The sequence below is a fragment of the Dyella sp. genome (genome assembly GCF_036746095.1).
Lineage (GTDB): Bacteria > Pseudomonadota > Gammaproteobacteria > Xanthomonadales > Rhodanobacteraceae > Dyella_B.
In genome coordinates this window covers 32416-52712 of record NZ_DAIOEU010000012.1, presented here as the reverse complement: position 1 = coordinate 52712, position 20297 = coordinate 32416, and the positions used below count along the sequence as shown (strand labels likewise).

At 62.3% G+C, this 20297-nt stretch carries 18 protein-coding genes; 8 read left to right on the top strand and 10 right to left on the bottom strand.

What is annotated here, in order from left to right:
• Nucleotides 1-15: 15 nt before the first annotated feature.
• From V7M64_RS07855 to V7M64_RS07830, 6 genes are all read right to left on the bottom strand, one after another.
• On the bottom strand, nucleotides 16-921 hold the full coding sequence (locus V7M64_RS07855) for a dihydrodipicolinate synthase family protein (RefSeq protein ID WP_333678346.1): 906 nt from the start codon (nucleotides 919-921) through the stop codon (nucleotides 16-18).
• Nucleotides 918-2207, bottom strand: coding sequence for an FAD/NAD(P)-binding oxidoreductase (locus tag V7M64_RS07850; protein ID WP_333678345.1), 1290 nt, complete (start codon nucleotides 2205-2207; stop codon nucleotides 918-920). Before V7M64_RS07850 ends, V7M64_RS07855 begins: the two co-directional genes overlap by 4 nt.
• On the bottom strand, nucleotides 2200-2442 hold the full coding sequence (locus V7M64_RS07845; RefSeq protein WP_333678344.1) for a (2Fe-2S)-binding protein: 243 nt from the start codon (nucleotides 2440-2442) through the stop codon (nucleotides 2200-2202). Before V7M64_RS07845 ends, V7M64_RS07850 begins: the two co-directional genes overlap by 8 nt.
• Entirely contained in the window at nucleotides 2439-3542 is a 1104-nt protein-coding gene (locus V7M64_RS07840) for an FAD-dependent oxidoreductase (RefSeq protein ID WP_333678342.1), read from the bottom strand. The genes V7M64_RS07845 and V7M64_RS07840 overlap by 4 nt, the downstream gene beginning before the upstream one ends.
• Nucleotides 3539-4495, bottom strand: a complete 957-nt coding sequence (locus tag V7M64_RS07835; protein WP_333678340.1) for a 4-hydroxyproline epimerase — start codon at nucleotides 4493-4495, stop codon at nucleotides 3539-3541. Before V7M64_RS07835 ends, V7M64_RS07840 begins: the two co-directional genes overlap by 4 nt.
• Nucleotides 4496-4693: 198 nt before the next feature.
• Nucleotides 4694-5680, bottom strand: coding sequence for an IS110 family transposase (locus V7M64_RS07830; RefSeq protein ID WP_333678338.1), 987 nt, complete (start codon nucleotides 5678-5680; stop codon nucleotides 4694-4696).
• Nucleotides 5681-6169: 489 nt separating this feature from the next.
• Between V7M64_RS07830 and V7M64_RS07825 the strand changes: the two genes are divergently transcribed.
• Both V7M64_RS07825 and V7M64_RS07820 read left to right on the top strand, forming a co-directional pair.
• Nucleotides 6170-7372 carry a transglycosylase SLT domain-containing protein gene (locus V7M64_RS07825; RefSeq protein ID WP_333678336.1) on the top strand — a complete coding sequence of 401 codons (1203 nt, stop codon included), beginning with the start codon at nucleotides 6170-6172 and terminating at the stop codon, nucleotides 7370-7372.
• 424 nt (nucleotides 7373-7796) lie between these two features.
• Nucleotides 7797-10868 (top strand): TonB-dependent receptor, encoded by a 3072-nt coding sequence (locus V7M64_RS07820; RefSeq protein WP_333678335.1) that lies wholly within the window; start codon nucleotides 7797-7799, stop codon nucleotides 10866-10868.
• A gap of 52 nt (nucleotides 10869-10920) precedes the next feature.
• On the opposite strand, the gene V7M64_RS07815 is transcribed toward V7M64_RS07820, so the two are convergent.
• Entirely contained in the window at nucleotides 10921-12876 is a 1956-nt protein-coding gene (locus V7M64_RS07815; RefSeq protein ID WP_333678333.1) for a prolyl oligopeptidase family serine peptidase, read from the bottom strand.
• Between the two features lie 159 nt (nucleotides 12877-13035).
• Here V7M64_RS07815 and lgt point away from each other — a divergent pair, with 159 nt between their 5' ends.
• The 6 genes from lgt (at nucleotide 13036) to V7M64_RS07785 (ending at nucleotide 17604) form a co-directional block, all read left to right on the top strand.
• Nucleotides 13036-13932 carry a prolipoprotein diacylglyceryl transferase gene (gene lgt / locus V7M64_RS07810; protein WP_333678331.1) on the top strand — a complete coding sequence of 299 codons (897 nt, stop codon included), beginning with the start codon at nucleotides 13036-13038 and terminating at the stop codon, nucleotides 13930-13932.
• 213 nt (nucleotides 13933-14145) lie between these two features.
• Nucleotides 14146-14940, top strand: coding sequence for a thymidylate synthase (locus V7M64_RS07805; protein WP_333678329.1), 795 nt, complete (start codon nucleotides 14146-14148; stop codon nucleotides 14938-14940).
• A gap of 236 nt (nucleotides 14941-15176) precedes the next feature.
• A complete protein-coding gene (locus tag V7M64_RS07800; protein WP_333678327.1) occupies nucleotides 15177-15665 on the top strand; it encodes a dihydrofolate reductase in 489 nt (162 codons plus the stop codon).
• Nucleotides 15666-16628, top strand: coding sequence for a Nudix family hydrolase (locus V7M64_RS07795; RefSeq protein ID WP_333678325.1), 963 nt, complete (start codon nucleotides 15666-15668; stop codon nucleotides 16626-16628).
• 40 nt (nucleotides 16629-16668) lie between these two features.
• Complete coding sequence (locus tag V7M64_RS07790; RefSeq protein ID WP_333678323.1) at nucleotides 16669-16947, top strand: DUF2007 domain-containing protein; 279 nt, start codon at nucleotides 16669-16671, stop codon at nucleotides 16945-16947.
• 138 nt (nucleotides 16948-17085) lie between these two features.
• Entirely contained in the window at nucleotides 17086-17604 is a 519-nt protein-coding gene (locus V7M64_RS07785; protein WP_333678321.1) for an adenine phosphoribosyltransferase, read from the top strand.
• An 85-nt stretch (nucleotides 17605-17689) separates the two neighbouring features.
• Here V7M64_RS07785 and V7M64_RS07780 read toward each other — a convergent pair whose 3' ends face one another.
• The 3 genes from V7M64_RS07780 to V7M64_RS07770 form a co-directional block, all read right to left on the bottom strand.
• The gene (locus V7M64_RS07780) at nucleotides 17690-18280 is read right to left on the bottom strand and encodes a DUF3501 family protein (RefSeq protein WP_333678319.1); all 591 of its coding nucleotides are present in this window, start codon (nucleotides 18278-18280) and stop codon (nucleotides 17690-17692) included.
• Nucleotides 18281-18306: 26 nt separating this feature from the next.
• Nucleotides 18307-19650, bottom strand: a complete 1344-nt coding sequence (locus V7M64_RS07775; protein WP_333678317.1) for a heterodisulfide reductase-related iron-sulfur binding cluster — start codon at nucleotides 19648-19650, stop codon at nucleotides 18307-18309.
• A gap of 211 nt (nucleotides 19651-19861) precedes the next feature.
• Nucleotides 19862-20281 carry a rubrerythrin family protein gene (locus tag V7M64_RS07770; protein WP_333678315.1) on the bottom strand — a complete coding sequence of 140 codons (420 nt, stop codon included), beginning with the start codon at nucleotides 20279-20281 and terminating at the stop codon, nucleotides 19862-19864.
• Nucleotides 20282-20297 lie beyond the last annotated feature (16 nt).

The window sequence follows — 20297 nt, the reverse complement described above, 5'->3', positions numbered from 1 at the left end:
TCAGCATGCTCACTATCAAAGGACGGGCTTGTTTGCGATGGCATGATCGATGACCTTCAACGCCATCTCGCGTTCGGCGCCGGCCACCGGCAAACGCGGTGCGCGCACGCGTTCGCTGCCCATGCCGGTTTTTTCCTGCACCAGCTTGATCAGCTGTACGAAGGTCGGCACGGTGTCCAGGCGCAGCAGCGGCAGGAACCACTTGTACAGCGCCTCGGCCGCCTTCGGGCCGCCGTCGCGCGCGAGTTCATACAACTTTACCGATTCTTTCGGATACGCATTCACCAGGCCGGCGATCCAGCCCACCGCGCCCATCGCCACGCCTTCGACGATGGCATCGTCCATGCCGACCAGCAGTTGCAGGCGATCGCCGAGCAAGGCGCGGATGCCGGCGAAGCGGCGCACGTCGCCGGAGGATTCCTTCACCGCTTGCAGGTTGGGAAATTCCTGGGCGAGTTCGGCGATCTGCGCAGGCGAGAAATCGGTCTTGTAGGCCACCGGGTTGTTGTAAAGCATGCACGGCAAGTCGGTGGCGGCGATGATGGCGCGCACGTGCGCGCCCATTTCGCGCCAATCGGTGGAATACACATACGGCGGCAGCACCATCAGGCCGCCGCAGCCGATCGCCTTGGCCTCCTTGGCCAGCTTTACCGCTTCGCGCGTGGAGAGCGAGGCGATGCCGGGAATGACCGGCGCGCGGCCGTCCAGTGCTTTCACCAGCGTGCGCAGGATGTCGAGCTTTTCGTCGAAGCTCAGCGTGGCCGCTTCGCCCAGCGAACCGAGCGGCACGATGCCACGGCAGCCGGCATCGATCATTTGCTTCGCATGCGTGGCAAGAAACGCGTGATCGACCTGGTCGTCGGCGGTGAATGGCGTAGTGATGGCGGGTAGAACGCCATGCCACATGGTTGCGTTGCTCATGAGATGGATCCTTCAGGGTCGGAGGGAGAAGCGAATTCGCCCAGCGTCGCGAGCCGGGCGGGAAACAGGGGCGGGCGTTGCCCGCTGCGTGGAAACAGGCCGAGTTCGGCGAGCGCGGTGCCGCAGACGCGGCCCTGGCAGGCGCCCATGCCGCAGCGCGTGGCGAGCTTGGCGTTGCGCGCGTCGTCGTAATCCTTGAGTGCTTGCAGCGGGACGTCTTCGCAGCGGCAGATGAGGGTGTCCGGTTCCGCCAGGTCGTGGATGTACGGATCGAGTTTGAAATGCTCGCGCAACGCGATGGCGAACTTGCGTGCGTGGCGTCGTTGCTGCAGCAGCGTGGCACCCACGGCGCCACCGGTAGCTGCGATGCCTGCGATGCGGCCTTCCACCCAGGCGCAGTCGCGCCCGCCGATGCCGCACAGTTCACCGGCGGCATAAATGTTGGCGACGCTGGTGCGTTGCGCGGCATCCACCTGTACGCAGGGATGCGCGCCCTCTTGCCTCATCGCGCAACCGAGCATGTGCGCAAGTTCCACGTTGGGCACCAGGCCGTGACCGATGGCGAGCTGATCGCATGCGATGCGTTGGATGCCGTGCGGGCCATCGACTTCGATACATTCCAGTGCGAGCTCGCCGAGTGCGCGCGTGACGATGCTGCCGTAGCGATAGGGGATGCCTGCCAGCTGGCTGCGCAGCAGCGCCGCTTGCAGCGCTTTGCCGGGCCAGCGCCATAGCTCGCGCGCAAAGGCGTGCACGGCGGTTTGCTTCGCTTGTTCGTAAATGCCCAGTACGTTCGCACCGTGCCGCCTGGCCGTGACGGCAGCGGCAAACAGCAACGGACCGCTGCCTGCGATGACCACGCGGCGTCCGTCGAGCGGCCAGCCTTGCTTGGCCAGGGCCTGCAAGCCGCCGGCACCGGTGACGCCGGGCAAGGTCCAGCCTGGGAAGGGCAGCAGCAGTTCGCGCGCGCCGGTGGCAAGGATCAACGCGCCATAGGCGATGCGCAGGCCTTGCCGTTGGTTTTGCAGCAGCAGTTCGCTGGATTCGGCCGCGATCACTTGCGTCTGCGGCATCCACGTGATGTCGGGATGGCTTATCAGTTTGGCGATGACGCGTTGCGCGCGCTGCGGCCAGCCGTATTGGACGTCCTTGCGCCAGACCTGGCCGCCGGCTGTGGCCTGGGCATCCAGCCAGGCCACGCGCGCTTTTTGCGCGAGCGCGGCTTCTGCAGCAGCCAGGCCGGCCGGCCCGGCACCCACGATCACGATGTCGTAGCGCTCAGCCATCGGTGACCACCTGCATGCCATCGCGCACCGGCGTCATGCATGCGCGCTGTTGCGCCACACCGTCGATGCGTACGCGGCATTCGAAACAGATGCCCATCCCGCAAAACGCTGCGCGCGCTTGCCCGCTCACCGAACGGCGGAACGGATGCGATAGTCGCGCAATCGCCGCCGCCACGCTGATGCCTTCCGGCACGTCGAGCGCTTGCCCGTCGATTTCAAGGCGTACCTGCGTCATGCGCATGCCACCGCGCGGGCCGGATCGTAAGGGCGTGGATCGATCGCCGTGCTGCGACCCAGATATTGGTCGATCACCAGCCGCGCGCTGCCCAGCGACGTGGTGATGCCCAAGCCTTCGTGACCGGCGGCAACCCAGGTATTGGCATTGTCCGGCATGCGGCCCAGGTACGGCAGGCCGTCGGCGCTCACCGGGCGAAAGCCGGTCCAGATGCGCAAGGCATCCAGTTGGCGCAATCCCGGCAGGTAGCGGAAGGTTCGTTCCAGCATGCGCCGTACCATCGGCATGGATGCTTCCGGCGTGCTGCTGCTGTACTCGCGCGATGAACCGATCAGGATCTGCCCGGTCGGGCGCGGCTGCACGTTGAAGGCGACACTGCTGTCCGCATCGCCGTGCGCGCTGTCGGCGTAACCGAGTTCCAACAGTTGATGATGGATCAGGCCGGGATAGCGATCGGTGATCACCAGATGCCCCTTGCGCGCACGCATCGGCAATGGCGGCAACAGCTGCGCCAGCGCGCAACCGGTGGCGACCAGCACGGCACCGGCCAAGCCGGTTCGGTCGTCCAGCTGCACACCTTGGTCGGTGATGGCGGTGACGCGTTGTGCATACAGCATCGCCCCCCGCGCGCGCGCGCGATCAAGCAGATGCCGCGCCATGCCGGGCGGATACACCACCGCTTCGCGCGGTACGCGCATGCCGCCGCGCAAGCCGGGAGCAAGCGCCGGTTCCAGGCGATAGAGCTGATCGCTGTCGATCAGTTCGGCGTGCACGCCGACAGCGGCAAGACGCGCGATCTTTTGTGGAATATGCGCGTACTCGGCCTCGCTGCTGGCCACCCACAAAGTGCCGCAGCGGTCGTATTCGATCTGCTCGACATGGGTGAAGTCTTCCCACAAGCCCAGGGAGTAATTCGCCAGCGCCAATTCGGCAGGATCGTCATCCATCGCCACCAGGTGACCCATCGCCGCAGCGGTGGCGCCGCCACCGATCGGGCCGGGTTCGACGATCGCCACGCGCAGGCCCTGCTCGCTGGCGTAGTCCGCGCAGGCAGTGCCGACGATGCCCGCGCCGACAATGATCAGGTCGTAACTCTTCACGCCGTACCGATACCCTGAGCTCCAATACCCCAGGCGAGCGGATCGTTTGCATCGTCGATCAGCAATTGACCGCGCGCCGTGACGTGGGCGCTGCCGGTGATCCGCGGCAGCACGCCGCGTGTGCCCGGCATGTACTGCGCCTCGAACACGCTGTCGAGAATGCCGGCCTGGCGCCACACCTGGCCAGGTGCGAGCTTGCCGTCGGCCGCCAGGCAGGCGACCTTGGCGCTGGTGCCGGTGCCGCAGGGTGAGCGGTCGTAGGCAAGGCCGGGACACAACACGAAGTTGCGCGCGTCGGCATCGTCTTGCGTGGCCGGCCCGTTGATTTCGATATGGTCGATCTCGCCATCGGCGCCGCGGATATTGGCCGCTTCCAGCGCCAGGCGAATCGCCTCGGTGTACACCGTCAACGCGCGCTGGTTGGCCAGCGTGAGCGGCAGCGGCGTGTCGTTGCTGATGAAGAACCAGTTGCCGCCCCAGGCGACGTCGCCTTTCACCTTGCCGTAGCCGGGTACGTCCAGTTCGACGTCTTTGGCGTGGCGATAGCTTTCGACGTTGTCGATCGACACGCGGCCATCGTCATGCAACTGGATGCCGACCATGCCGACCGGTGTTTCGAGCTTGTGCTGGCCGGGTGCGATGCGCCCGAGATGATGCAGCGTGCGGATCAGCCCGATGGTGCCGTGGCCGCACATGCCCAGGTAGCCGACGTTGTTGAAATAGATCACCCCGGCACACGCCGATGGATCGGTCGGCTGCAACAGCAATGCGCCGACCATGGTGTCCGAGCCGCGCGGCTCGCAGGCAATCGCCTGGCGCCAATGGTCATGGCGATCGCGGAACAGGTCGCGGCGCTGGGCCAGCGAGCCGTTGCCAAGATCCGGAAAGCCGGCGAGCACGACCCGGGTAGGTTCGCCGCCGGTATGGGAGTCGATGAAGTCGATGGTATGCATGGATCCATCTTGGTCGTTGTGCGTTGCGAGCGTCTAGAAGAGCTTGCGGAAGGGGAATGCGGAATTCCGCACAAACATGATGCGAGGGAAGGGGTAATGGATGCTGTCAGGATCGGCATGTAATCGATCCAATGGCCACTTGGTGGCAATGCCGGGCGCTGCATATTTGCGGGCTCTTCGTAGATACCGTCTTGCCCGTCAAGCCTTAGCCATCCAATCAGGTGCATAAGGTTGGCCAGATCGAACAACGCCGAAACACAAGTGCACCAACTTACGCATGGCCGCGCCGATGGCGGCCATCTTTTTCATGCCGCGTGCAAGCAAGCGCTCATACAACGCCTTGACGTGCGGATTGCATCGCTTGGCGACCACTGCAGGCATGAAGAGCAGGCCACGGACGTGCGGCGGCCCTGCTTTAGAAAGCCGAGCAGGCGCACGCACGGAGGTGCCCGATGTCCACTCCACAGGAATCAACCCCAGGTAAGCCGCCAACTGTTCGGCCGATTTAAAGCGTGCGTCGCCCAAGAGGGCCGTGAAGCGATCCGCCACTCGATCGCCCACACCGGGAATCGTCAGCAACAAGGCATGCTTATCGCGCAGATCCGGGTCGTTATCGATGTGCTGGGAGATGGCTTTGTGCAGCTGCCGTAGCTGTTCTTGGAGATGCTGGAGGTTGGCGCGGATGGAGGCGAGCACCGCTTCGGGGGCCTTACTCAGCAAGGCCTGATCCAGGCGGTTTTCCTCGCGCTGGACCTCCTGCGCTAAAGCCTCACGTCGCGCCAGCAGCGCATGTAAGTGACGAACGGCGGCGCTAGGCGGCTGCCAAGCCTCCGGCTGACGCTCTCGGCCGAAGCGCGCGAGCATGAGGGCATCCGTGGCGTCATTCTTACTGAGCACGCCCAGACTTTGAACATAACGGCGCAGATGCAGCGGATTGACTAACGATACTCGGATGCCGGCATCGCTTAAGGCCAACGCCGCCGCCTCGTGATAGACCCCGGTGGGCTCCATCACCACGTGGACCTGGGCCGCGTGGATGCCTTGCTTGGTCAACCAGGCGAGTAAGGCCTTGATCCCCGCAGGAGTGTTCTCAAGTGATTTGGACTTACGTTTGCCCGCCTGCGTCTTCAGCAGCAAGCAGTCGAGTTTGGCTTTGGAAACATCAATACCAAGATAGAAATCCATGAATACCTCTGGCTTTACCTGACATCAACCGTCACACCCATTTGCCTTGTACATACAGGGTCATTGCCCTTGGATACCGTCCCATGTTGATGAGGTGTGCAGGGGGATCGAGGGCTTTATCTACGCCGCAAGGTTGGCCCTTAAGGCTGGGAGCAAGCTTCCTCGACCCATGTGGCGGTAGCTAACCGTCACGGAAGGCAAGATACAAGGCTGGGATGAAATCCCAGCATGTGTCCTGATTGGCGCAGTGTTTCAGCTGGACCGGTCGCTTCATATATCGTCACCCCGGCGAAAGCCGGGGCCCAGCGACTTTAAAGCGAAAGACACTGGGCCCCGGCCTTCGCCGGGGTGACGATATATGAAGCGACCGGTTTGGTTCATACACAACGTCGCCGTCTCAGCCCCCTTGGCCCCTCCTGCGCTTGGCCTCCGGCCCGATTTGTGCTTGTCTAGCGGGCTCTGCCGGCCGGCGTTGAAGGAAGTCGATAGGTGCTGCTGCTGCAAACGAATCCCTTTCCCCGCACGATCGAGGCGCCTTCCATCGCTGGAGGCGAACCGGCCACGCGCGGCAAGGGGGCCACGAACCGGCAGGATGTGACCGAGCGGGTCTACCTGTGCGCGCCGGCTGCATTCCGGGCGCGACGCCTGGGCGGTGGCGGCCAGAAGATCGTGATCGCAGCGCCTTGCGGTTGGGCGGCACAACGGCGCATTGCGCAGCGTCACCAGCGCCATGCCGCCGGTTTCTCCGGACTGGGTGCGTTGCCGACATGGCAGGCGACATTCTCGTTCAGGACGCCGCCGTGGCTGCCGATCGTCAAGCAGCAGGCCCAGGCGTATCGCGTGCCGATCATCGGCGGCTTGGGGGTAGTGGCGGGAACGGCCGCGGTAGCGATCGGCATGCATGCCTGGCATGCACCTGCGCGCACACCGCTTGCACTGAAACCCGCAAGCGTTGCCAAACCGCTGATTGCTGCAGCACCCATGTCATCGCGAGCACTGTTTGCCCATGTGACGGGCGATGTCGTAAATGTGTCGCCGCGCCGAATCGCATTGAACAAATCCGCACCAACACCGACCACCACGCTGGGCCTTGCCAGCGACGGCACCATCGTGGTGGTGGCGGAACCGCGCGCCGTGCGCGCCGGCAGTTTCAATCTGGACATCACCTCGCCGGGCAGCCTGTGGGCGAAGGCCGGTGCGCGCTATCGCATCGATCCGGTGCTGATCTACGCCGTGGCGCTGGTGGAAACGCGCGGCACGCAACCGGATGGTTCGGTGGCGCCCAGCCCGTGGGTGGTGCGCATCAACGGCCATTTGCACATCGGCTCGCGCGCGGACACCGAACACGCCATCGAGCTGGCGCATCTGCTGGCCGCGCCAGTGCAAGACGTCGGCATCATGCAGGTGTACTACCCCGTACATCGCGATCTGGAGCCCGATCCGATCGCCTTGCTCAATCCGGTGCGCAACATCGAAATCGGCACGCGCCTGCTGCGCAAGGCGATGAACGAAAGCAAGGACCCCGTGCTGCGCATCGGCTACTACCACAGCCATGACGCCACGCTGGCGCGCGGTTACGGCGAGCTGGTGCTGGGTGTGTACAAGGAATTGAAGCTGGCGACGAGGCGCTCGCCTTCGCAAGCGGTGGCATTGGCGTCCGCAAAGGCCGATGTCACGCGCGTTGCCCCGTAGATTCAACCATTGCGTTGAGTCAGTCCCCTCTCCCCTCCGGGGCGAGGGTTAGGGTGAGGGGTTGGGCTTGCCGAAAACGAGTCATCGCGCGTTGGTTTGCTTTTTTGAGCCTCGCACGCAACTAACTCTCCGCGAGATTCGCCCTCACCCCAACCCTCTCCCCAGAAGGGAGAGGAGCTGTTTCCCGGATGCGGCACGTTGCTCGTCAATTGATTAAAAGAAATGCCCACAAAGAACCCGCCAAGCGCGGGTTTTTTATGCCCACCGCAAATTTGTGCCTGATTCTGCATCCAGGCCGACGCAATTGCTCTAGCTAACAAAAACTAAAAGTAAATAAATGGAGCTGCCTTTCTTTGCGAAAGGCTTCAATCAAAAACAGCCAAGCATTTTCGAGCAGGCCCATTATTCGAGAGGGGAGGGGTTTATGTTGAACCACGATACGTGGCGGCGCGGTTGTGCCGGTCGCAACGGTATGCAGCGCTTTCCAGAAAACGTACGGCGCAAGCGCCTTGCGTTGTGCACGATGGCCGCATTGGCCATCGCCGGCAGTTATTACGCCGCACCGAGCTATGCCCAGAACATCACGGGTGGATTGCATGGCACGGCGGCGCCAGGCGCGACGATCCTGGTGACGTCGCCATCCCAGGGTTTCAGCAAGACGTTGGCGGCAGACAGCAAAGGCGATTACAACCTCAGCCAGCTCAATCCCGGCACGTATGTCGTCACGGTGAGCAGGGGCGGGAGCGAGATCGGCAGCGCGTCGGTGCAGGTGAAGCCGAACATTACGGCGACGGTGCCGGGACTCGGCGCAGCGACATCGAGCGGGCAGGTGACGTCGCTCGGCACGATCACCGTTTCAGCAGCCTCGTTGCTGACGGTCACCACGCCGATCGATGTCACCACACCCGAATTGATCAACAACTACAGCGCGGAACTGACCCACGACCTGCCGATCGACCAGAACAATCTGTATAGCGTGTATGCGCTGCAATCCAGCGCGAAGAGTTTCGGCGGCCACTACCAGGTGAACGGCGCCAGCGTGGCCGAGAACCGCACCTACTTCAACGAATTCGACACCAACTACGACGTTACCGGACTTTCCGGCATTACGTTTCCGCAGGATGCGGTGGCCGATACGCAGCTGATCAACGGCAGCGGCGGCCTGGCATGGACCAGCACCACCGGGGGCATCATCTCGGCCACGCTGAAGCAGGGCAGCAACGATTTCCACGCCGGCTATACCGCTACCTTCACACCGCCTACGTCGGGCTGGCTCAATCCGCAGGGCCATGACGCCACCTATCTTTCGCCCAGTGGGAATCGGACGTACTCGTTGTATCAATCCGCCAATCACATCGGTTCGCAACTCACGCAGGACATCTGGGCCTCCGGCGCGATCATCAAGGACAAGCTGTTCTTCTTCGCGCTGCTGGGCAATACGCCATCGTTGTCGAGATCGTGGACGTACGGTTCCAACACGGCTACCGCATATGCGAGCCGCGACAAGAACGCGATGGTCAACCTCACCTGGAACATCACCACCAATCAAAGCTTGAACGTGGCGGCTGCGAAGGACTGGGCGACGTCGTCGAGCAATCTCTATCAACTGGCGCAGTCTTATCAGCCCTTATCGCTCACCGGCGAACCAAGCTGGTCCGGCGATGCGCACACGCAAAAGCTGTTGATCGGCAACTATCACTGGCGTATCACCGATGACCTCACGCTGCGCGTGATGGGCGGCTACACGCGGCTGGACGTGCCCTCGTTCGATGCTTCCGGCCCCGATGCGCCCTACGTGAGCATCTACGACTACAACACCAACAACACGTCGTACTACGGACCCAGTTCGTACAATGCGCCGAATGATTACTACTACGCCCGCCACGGCTACAAGGCGGACCTCAACTGGACCATCGGCGATCACACCATCACCATCGGCGGCGACCGCTATTTCAACAACTTCCACTTCGTGCCGTATTGGCGGCCGGACTGGGGCTATACGCTCAATGATCCGTCGAGCAGTTTGCAGAATGGCTCGCCGGTACCGCCGGGCGGCAACTACGTCGAATTCTGGAAAGGCTATTTCGGCGGCAATTTCGGCAGCGTGGAAGCCGGCGCTTATCTCTATGACACCTGGAAAGTTACCGACACGGTGGTGCTGACGGGCGGCGTGCGCTGGGATCACATGCTCAGCAACGAAGCGGGTGGCAATCCCTTCCTCAACCTGTACCTGCTTTCGCCGCGCATCGGTGCGGCGTGGGATGTGCACGGTGACAGCTCGCTGAAGCTTGGCCTCAACTATGGCGTGTACACCTTGCCGATGCCTTCGGGGCTGAACTATTTCGTGGGCGGCGCCAACTACATCTCCGGCACTTACTACACCTACACGGGGATGGATCCGACTACTCATGCGCCGCTGGGCCTGACGCAGATCGGCAATCCGGTGGTCTACGAAAACGGGGCGGTGCCCAATCCCGTCGCGCTGTCGAGCCGTAATTTGAAGAACACCTCGCAGCGCAATTTCCAGCTGTACGCGCAGCAGCAACTGACGCCGTCATGGTCATTGCTCGGCCAGTTCGACATGAACCGCTTGACCCACATCGTCGACTTCATCAGCGACTCAGCCGGGCAGGTCAGCAACTACGTGCGCGCGCATGGTTATCCGAACTATGCAGGGCTCGGTACCGGTGGCATGTTGTTCAATCCCGGCCGGGATATCGTGCTGACGGATTACCTCAATGGCGGCAACCAGCTTGCCAGCATCGTGATTCCCAATACGTATCTCGGCGTGCCGAAGGCGAAGCGCACTAACTACGATCTGAATTTCCAGCTCGAGCATGCCCGGTCGGAGCAGGAGCCGTATTACCTGTCGATCAACTACACCTGGGCGCATGCCTACGGCAATGAAGACGGCTATTCCAGCGAGTCGCGCGTGATCTACGGCGATGCAACCAGTTCCAGCGTGCTGCAGACGGCCGGGCGTAGCGGCAACTTCAATTATCCGGAGTTGATTCCCGGTTCGTCCGGACCGCTGGCGTCGGACATTCGGCACCGGTTGGTCGTCTCCGGCATCTACTATTGGCAAAGCGGATGGCGCGTGTCTTCGCTGTTGAGTGCACAGACGGGCGCACCTTACGGCTGCTTCGGCACCTATCCCAACGCGGCGGCGGTGCAGGCAAACCCGAGCCTCGCGTCGGTCACGCACTATTGCAACGGCATGCTGGTGCCACTGAACGGCTTGGGCCGCTATCCCTTCAGCTGGCAATGGGATCTTGGTGTGGGTTATGCGTGGGCGATGGCGGGCCAGCACAAGCTGGACCTCAGCTTGAACATCACCAATGTGACCAATCGCCAGAGTGTGCACACGCGTTACGTGTCGGCGGATACCGGCAACTTCGGCAGCAATGGTTTGCCGACGCCTGATCCGAGTTTTCTTACCGTCACGGCGTTGCAGGCGCCGCGTGCGACCAATTTGGTGGTGCGTTATACGTTTTGATGGTGAGCGGCTTAAGCCCCTCTCCCACAGGGAGAGGGGCCTGCAACGTCCGTCAGTTCACACCCGGTCCGATGTTCTTCTCCAAAAACGCCTGCACATGGTTGTACATATCCACGAGGTTCTTCTCGTTGTAGAAGCCATGCCCCTCGTCCGGCTTGGTCAACCACTCGTACGGTTTGTGCGCGGCATCCAGCGCGGCACGCATCGCTTTGGCCTGGGCGAAGGGCGCGCGCTGGTCTTCTTCGCCATGGATCAGCAGCACGGGAACGTCGATCTTGTCGGCCAGCTTGTCCGGTGAATTGGCGGCCAGTTCGCCGGGGTCCTTGCCGATCGCCTGTTCCAGGTAATTCCTGCCGGACTTTCTATCCTTGATGTCACCCTTGTCGTACATCATCGCCAGATCGTAGATGCCGGCATAGCCGATGGCGCATTTGAACAGGCCGGGTGCGCGAATCACCGTCATCATCGCCGAGTAGCCGCCAAAGCTGCCACCGAACACGCAGACGCGCTTGGGATCGGCGTAGTGCTGTGTTTCCGCCCACTTCACGCCATCGATCAGGTCCTGCTGGATGCGTGTGCCCCATTTGCCGTAGCCAGAGTCGACAAAGCCGGGGCCGCGGCCGGCCGATCCACGAAAGTTGACTTGCAATACCAGGTATCCGCGGCTGGCAAGAAATTGCGCGTCGTCATCGAAAAACCAGGTGTCCTTGATGTCGAAGGGACCGCCATGCGGCAACAACACCATCGGCAGGTCGTTCATCGAACCGCCCGCAGGCACCGTAAGAATGGCTTCGAGCGGCGTGCCGTCACTGGCGATGAAGCGCATGGGTAAGCGTGCCGCCATCTTGCTGGGATCGATGCCGGTGTTTTCATCGAACAGCTTCTGGATTTTCATGTGCTTGATGTCGAACAGGTAATAGGCGCCGGGATTGCGGTCACTGCTTACCTCGAACACCAGCATGCTGCCGTCTTCGCTCAAGCTTGAGAAGTTGACGAATTCACCGGGAAATTTCTGGCTTATGCCCTGATAGAACTTGGCCAGCGGCTGATTCGCATCAAAGATGGTTTCCTTGGGAATGCCAGAAGCGGCTGAAGCGGCAAAAGGGGCACGTTGCGGTGTCCATTGAATGTAGTCGATGCTGCTGAAATCGTCCTTGGTCAGCAATCTGGTCTGGCTGCCATCTGCGGTCGTCTCGACCAGTGCCATCGGGCCGCCTTTCGTGCTCGACAATGCATACAGGTGCTGGCCGTCTTGCGAGAAGGTGATAGGGGCGAAACGGTTGCCGTCGTTGCCATTGGCAAGCTGCGACCAGAGGCTGTTTTGCATGCGGTAGACGACGTAGTGGTTGTTGATGTCCAGGCCTTGCGCGTAGCGCACGTGGCCGCCTGGATCCACGGTGAAGTCCATGTCGCCGGTGTTGATCTCGCCGATCAAGTGGCGAATGCCGTTGTCAGCGTTCACGTCATATAGCGAGGTGTTCTTTTCGTTGTTCCACATGTACGTCTGCATGTAGAAGTGATCGTTGGCTTTGGACGGCCAGCCGGCGACGGTGGCATAGCCATCGTCAGGGCTGTGCTCCAGGCCGCCGCGTCCAGCCTGTCCCCATTCACGGCTGAACATGGGTTGGACCCGCTTGCCCTCCACGTCGGTGGACAGGATTTCGCCCAGCTGTTCGGGGCGGTCGAGCGAGCCGAAGAATTGGGCCAATTCAACCACCAGGCGCTCGGGCCCCACCCATTGGATGTCGTAAGGCATTTGATGCGCAGGCATGCGCAGCAGGCTTTTCGCATGGCTCATGTCATCCAGCTGGTAGATCACCACCGCATGGTCTTCGCCTTGCTCCACCGTCACGGCCAGATACTTGCCATCGGGCGAAAGCCGCGGCATCGAATAGCCGCCGTGATGCGCAAAGGCTTCCACCGGTACCCGATCGCCCGCCGCCGTTGCAGCCGCAGGCAACAACACGCAAAACGCCGCCGCGAGGGCGCGCACTCGTCCGTTCCACATATCCTTAAGTTCCCCCATAAAGATGTTGTCCCGCGCGGCCCACTCCCCCGAGCAGGCGCGCTGGCCGAGTGTAGCCAAGTGGCCGGGGCCGGGGCAGTGTCCTGACGAGTTCATCGTCGGGCCGCTAAACTGCGCGCTTTGGGCTTTATCGGTTACCCCATGACGCAGCCTTTTGTCGTGCACTTCAACCCGATCGCCGTGAAGCTCGGGCCGATCCAGGTCCACTGGTACGGCCTGATGTATCTGCTCGGGTTCCTCGGTGGCTGGCTGCTGGGCGAATACCGCCGCAAGCGCGGGCGCCTGCCGGTCAGCCGCGATGCGCTGGGCGACCTGATGTTCTACATGATGATGGGCATCATCCTGGGCGGGCGCATCTGGTACATGCTGTTCTACTACGCAGACGGCATTCGGTGGATCTGGACCGAGCCGCTGGCGCTGTTCCGCGTGTGGGATGGCGGCATGAGTTTCCACGGCGGCCTGCTCGGCGTGCTGGCGGCAGGGTTGTGGTGGTCGCGCCGGCACAAGCTGCATTTCTTCGATACGGTGGATTTCGTGGCGCCGCTGGTGCCGCTGGGTCTTGGCCTGGGCCGTCTGGGCAACTTCATCAATGGCGAACTGTGGGGCAAGCCGGGCGAAGTGCCGTGGGCGATGATTTTTCCGGGCGCGCGCGATGAAGACGCGGCACTCGCCGCGAACGATCCGCATCTGGCGCAGTTGATGCAGCAGTTCGGCGGGCTGCCGCGCCATCCATCGCAGTTGTACGAGCTGGCCCTGGAAGGCGTGGTGATGTTCGCCGTGTTATGGCTGGTATCGATGAAACCGCGTCCGCGTTATCTCATCTCCGGCTTGTTTGCGCTGATGTACGGTTGCTTCCGTTTTGCCGTGGAATTCGTGCGCGTGCCGGACGTCCAGCTCGGCTATCTGGCATGGGGTTGGCTCACGATGGGGCAGATTCAATCGCTGCCGTTGATCGTGATCGGGATCTTTTTGCTGTGGCTTTCGCACAAGGCGCCGACGTTGCCGCTGGCGAAAGCGGAACCCTCACCATCGGCGTAAGCTTCAGGAGCCTCTGATCTATTCCTACGTACCCGTCACCGCATACAGTGCGGCCCCAACTTTTGAATTGAATGAAGGGGTGACGTCCAGAAGGCCCGCAGGCTGTGCCGCGCGGCTTGCCACGACGGCCAGTCTTCCCTGCGCCACGCACCGCACCCTGCGAGCCTTCTGGACGTCATGCCGGGCACGTAGGAATAGATCAGAGGCTCCTTTATGAAACCGTATCTCGACCTGCTTCGCCACGTGCTGGAACATGGCGCCGAAAAAACCGACCGCACCGGCACCGGCACGCGCAGCGTGTTTGGTTGGCAGATGCGCTTCGATCTCAACCAAGGCTTTCCGCTGGTCACCACCAAAAAGCTGCACCTGAAATCGATCGTGCACGAGCTGATCTGGTTCCTGCAGGGCGATACCAACATCGCCTACTTGAAGGAAAACGGCGTCAGCATCTGGGACGAATGGGCGGACGAACATGGCGATCTCGGTCCGGTGTACGGCAAGCAATGGCGTGCGTGGCCGGCGGGGGATGGCCGCGTGGTGGATCAGATTCGCTGGGTGGTGGAAGAGATCAAGCGCAATCCGGACTCGCGCCGCTTGATCGTCAGCGCGTGGAACGTCGGCGAATTGCCGAAGATGGCACTGATGCCATGTCACGCGTTGTTCCAGTTCTATGTGGCAAACGGCAAGCTGAGTTGCCAGCTGTATCAGCGCTCCGGCGATATTTTCCTCGGCGTACCGTTCAATATCGCCAGCTATGCGTTGCTGACGCACATGGTGGCGCAGGTGTGTGGGCTGGGCGTGGGCGATTTCGTGCACACGCTGGGCGATGCGCATCTGTACAGCAATCATCTGGAGCAGGCGCGCCTGCAATTGACGCGCGAGCCGCGCGCGCTGCCGCGGTTGAAGCTCAATCCGCATGTGCAGTCGATCTTCGATTTCCGCTACGAAGACGTGGTGATCGAGGATTACCACCCCCATCCGGCAATCAAGGCGCCGGTAGCGGTGTAATGCTTTCTCCCCTCTCCCGCAGGGAGAAGGGCCGGGGGTGAGGGCGGGTTTGGGCGAAGCGTGATGGTGGCCCTTGGCGAATTCCTTCTGAATTGATCGTGCCCCCGACCCCTGCCGGAGGGCGGAGTGCTTCCAGCGTGATGATTGGCGTTCGACGGTGGCGTGAAACGCTATAATGAGCGGTCGGCCGGCCAAGCCCCGGCCTTTGTGACAGTCACCGTTTCTTTGGAGCATCCATGGCCATTTCGCTGATCGCCGCCCTCGACGAGAACTTTGCTATTGGTCGCAAGGGCCAGCTCCCCTGGCATTTGCCGGACGATCTGAAATGGTTCAAGCAGCTGACCGTCGGCAAGCACGTGCTGATGGGTTACAACACCGCGGTGTCGATCGGCCGCGCACTGCCCGATCGCGTGAACATGGTGCTGTCCAATCGTCACGAGGCACCGTTTCCCGGCCAGATCACGGTCCGCTCGATCGAAGAGGCGCAGGCCCGCTCCGACGGTACCGGCCTGATGGTGATCGGCGGCGGCCGGGTGTTCCACGATGCGTTGCCGATGGCGCGGCGCCTTTACCTCACCTGGGTAAGCGCGGCGGTCGAGGGTGCCGACACGTTCTTCCCGGGCATCCATTTCACCGATTGGACCGAAGTCAAGCGCACGCATCATAAGAAAGATGCGCAGCACAGCTACGACTTCGACATGGTCGAGTACATCCGCACGCAGTAAGTGAGCGACGCGACCGGCAACATGCTGCATGTGATGGCCGGCGTGCTGTGCGACACGCGGGGCAACGTACTGCTGGCGCAGCGCCCGGCGGGCAAGCACCTGGCCGGCTTCTGGGAGTTTCCCGGCGGCAAGCTTGAGCCCGGCGAAGCACCGCTGCCGGCGCTGGCGCGCGAGCTGCACGAAGAACTCGGCATCCACGTCGAGCCAAAGGATGGCGCCCCCCTGATCCGCATTCCCTGGCACTACGGCGAACGCGGCCTGCTCTTGGATGCCTGGCGATTCACGCGTTGGCGGGGCACCCTGGCACCGCTGGAAGGGCAGGCCTTGCAATGGCAATTGCCGGGAGACGTCGACCTGGCCACGCTTGCCCCGGCGGACCGCCCGATTTTGCAGGCGCTGCGCCTGCCGCCGACGTATGCGATCACACCTGCGGATGCGGCGCCGGATCAGGCCGAGGCGTGGCGCCAGCGCATCGCCCAGGCGATCGAGCGCGGCATTGGGCTGATCCAGTTGCGCTTGCCGCGTTGGTCGATCGAGCAAGTGCGTCATCTGGCCGAGCGCTTGCAGCCGCTTGCGGTGAGCCATCAGGCAAATCTGTTGCTCAATCGAGATATCGGCGGTGCACGCCAGCTTGGGGCTGGTATCGGTGTGCATATGGCAGCGGCGCAACTGGATAAGCTGCAGGAGCGTCCGCTGCCGTGGTCGCAGTTGATCGGGGCCAGCTGCCACGATGCGGCGCAGCTGAGTGTGAGCGTGCATCTAGCCGACTTCGCGACGCTCTCTCCGGTCGCCCGCACCGCCAGCCATCCGGATACGCCGGCATTGGGCTGGCCGCAGTTCCAGATGTTGGCCGAGGCCAGCGCCTTGCCGGTTTATGCGCTGGGTGGCATGGCGCCGGCGCAGGCCGATGAGGCGCGCAAGCACGGTGCCCAGGGCGTCGCGGGCATCCGTTCCTTTTGGTGAATGGCTTGCCCATGCGTGCGGGCAGCAGTAGCTTGCGTGCATGCGTATCGTTTATCGAGCCCAGAATCTCTTTGACGCCCATCTGGTGAAGGATGCACTGGAGCATGGCCAAGTGCCTGCCTTCATCTCCGGCGAATACCTCACCGGCGGCGTGGGGCAGCTGCCGGCCCTGGACTACGTGGCGGTGCTGGTGCCGGATTCGAGCGTGGAGGCGGCCGAGCCGATCGTGCGCGAGATCGATCAAGCGCTGGCGGAGGCCAGGCTGGCGATCCGCGAGCTGGACGATGACCAAGACAGCCTGGTGCCGCAGCCCGGCTGAAAATGTAGCTTGAGGTGAGGCATCGCCGAACCCCGGCATGGATTGCAGGCATCCGGATGTTGGGGTTCGCGTTCCGCCTACGTTCGCGTCTTCAACGTGCACGGTATGCTACGCAGCGCCTCATCCTTGGAGCCCTGCATGACCGAGTTTGCACGTCTGATCCGCGCGGTGCCGGATTTCCCGAAACCAGGCGTCACCTTTCGCGATATCACCCCGCTGCTCGCCGACGGCGCCGCATTTGCCAGCTGCATCGACGCGATGATCGAACCGTGGCTGGATAGTGGCGTGCAAGCTGTATGCGGCGTGGAATCGCGCGGTTTCATTTTCGCCGCGGCGATGGCGCAGAAGCTGCAAGCGGGATTCGTACCCTTGCGCAAACCGGGCAAGCTGCCGCCGCCGGTGATGCATGCGGATTACCAGCTCGAATACGGCACCGATCGGTTGGAGGTTTGCGTTGGCGCAGTGCGCGAGGGCGAACGGGTGCTGCTGGTGGATGATGTGCTTGCGACGGGCGGTACGCTCGGCGCGGCGCGCCATCTGCTTGGCCAGCTGGGTGCCGATTTGGTGGGCGCGTCGGTGGTGATCGAATTGCTGGCCTTGCAGGGCAGGGCGATCTGGCCGCAGGAGGTTCCGCTGCGTGCCGTGCTGCATTACTAATGCGCCGTCGTGGGCGGGGTTACGCTGCGCGAACCCCAATGACATTAACTCAAGACGCTTTCGCTTGAGTACAACAGAAAAAAACCTAGACCCGTCGCGTGAAGTCTGCGGCCAGCGCTTTGCGTAGCGGTTCCGAAAAAGTGACCGTTGCATGCATTTGCGGATGCGTGGATGCGAGCGTCACCGCGGCACCTGCGTTCCAATCGCTGATCATCGCGTCGTCCAATTCAAAGCGCAGGAAATGCACCGCGGCGGTTTTCTCTTCGGTGCTGCGGTCCATATCCTCGTCCGCGATCGCCGTTACCGGCGCATGCCCGGCGACGGTCAGTGCGACCTGGCGTTCCATGCCCGCCAGGCGCGCCAATTCGCGTTTGCGCTCCTCGACGTCTTCGTACTCCACGAACAGCGTGGCTTTGAGATTCTTGCCATCCGGAATGAGCGGGTTGTAAGCCTCCAGCTCTTCTTTGATGCCGCTGGCTTCAAAGATCTTTTCGATGCGCAGCATCTCCTGCACTTGATACTGGATGGTGAGGCGGTCTTCGAACAGGAAGGTGAGATGGCTGCCAAGGTGGACCTTGCGGTTTTTCTTGTGCGCCATCACGCGGGCGCGAAATTCGCTCCGTTGTGCGGCATAGGCTTCCAGCGTAAGCAGATCATGGCGCTGCAGTTTGTTCATGGCGGCCGGGGATGGTGGTGTGTTGATCAGATGCCGTATGCCTTGCGTAGCAGGCTCAAGGGGTGTTCCGCGGCAGGTGTGCCGTTCAATCCATGCGCGATGTGGTTGCCGGCCATCGGGCAATCGCTGGTGAAATGCGTGGCTTCGGCTTGCGCTACACGGGTTTCCACCGGCTTGGCGAGCTTGCGCGACAGCGCATAGGTTTTGTGTTTCACGCCGTAGGTGCCGTCGTGGCCAGAGCAGCGTTCGATGGTGGTGATTTGCGTATCCGGCACCAACTGCAAAATCTCGGCGGTCTTCGGACCGATCTTCTGGACGCGCTGATGGCAGGGAACCTGCCAGGCGATTTTGCCCAGCGATTGCTTGAAGTCGGTAACCAGCAAGCCCGCCTTGTGGCGTTCGGCCAGGTATTCGAACGGATCGAAGAAACGATCGCGCACCAGCGCGACGTCTTCATCGTCCGGAAACATCAAGGGCAGTTCCTGTTTGAACATCAGCACGCAGGAGGGAATGGCGGCGGTGAAATCCCAGCCTTCGCGCGCCATGTCGGCAAGCATTGGAACGTTGCGTTCTTTGTATTTGAGCACCGTTTCCAGGTCGCCCAATTCGAGCTTGGGCATGCCGCAGCAACTTTCCCGTTCCACTAGCCGCACCGGCATGGCGTTGTGCTTGAGCACCGCGGCCAGGTCCTCCACCACGCCGGGATCGGCGTGGTCACCATAGCAGGTGACGAAAATGGCCACTTTGCCGCGCGTGCGTCCCGCGGGTTTGGCGCCACCCGCGCCATCGAGCTCGCGCAGGCGTTTGCGCGCCGTCGGCGTGTGATACGTAGGCACGCGCGCCTGCGCATCCACGTCGAGGGTTTTCTCAAGCAGCTTGCGTGCGGTCTTGTTCCTGTTGGCCGCGTTGATGGTTTGCACGACAACGGGAATGGAAGCGAACTTGCCGACGGCGCGCGTGTTGGAAAGGATGCGCGCGGACATCGGCGCGCCATGCTCGCGGAAATCCACGGCCTTGGCGCGCAGCATCAGGTGCGGGAAGTCCACGTTCCACGGGTGCGGCGGCACGTAGGGGCATTTGGTGAGATAGCACAGATCGCAGAGGTAGCACTGTTCGGTGACCTTCGCGTAATCGCTTTTCTTCACGCCGTCGATTTCCATCGACTCGGATTCGTCGATCAGGTCGAACAGCGTGGGAAAGGCGTGGCAGAGGCTGACACAACGGCGGCAGCCGTGGCAGATGTTGAACACGCGCTCCAGTTCGGCATCCAGCGATGCGCGCTCCCAGAACTCCGGATTCAACCAGTCCAGCGGGTGGCGGGTAGGTGCTTCCAGGCTGCCTTCCCGCGTGGTGCCGATGGGTTCTGCCATGGAGCTTGCCTCCGGCGCGATGTAACCCTCTCCACTCTGAAAGAGAACGGATTGAGGGACGACCTTTACGACGTGGTGTGCGGCCATCCTAGGGCCGTCATTCCCGCGAAAGCGGGAATCCATTTTGATTTTGCCCTAGTACGGAAGGCGAAGATGGATTCCCGCTTTCGCGGGGATGACGGCCTTAGGGCCAACGTGGAGCAATTCCACATCAAACCAATTCGTTCAGCGCCTTCTGGAACCGGTTCGCATGTGACCGTTCGGCCTTCGCCAGCGTTTCGAACCAATCGGCCACTTCGTCGAAACCCTCATCGCGCGCCGTCTTGGCCATGCCCGGATACATGTCGGTGTATTCGTGGGTTTCGCCGGCGATGGCGCTCTGCAGATTGTCGCGCGTGGGGCCGAACGGCTTGCCGGTGGCGGGATCGCCGCACGGTTCGAGGTATTCCAGATGGCCGTGCGCGTGGCCGGTTTCGCCCTCGGCGGTGGAGCGGAACACGGTGGATACGTCGTTGTAGCCCTCCACGTCGGCCTTCGATGCGAAATAGAGATATCGGCGGTTGGCCATGGACTCGCCGGCGAACGCGTCTTTCAGGTTCTGCTCCGTCTTGGAGCCTTTCAGCTTGCTCATGACATCACCTCGTGGC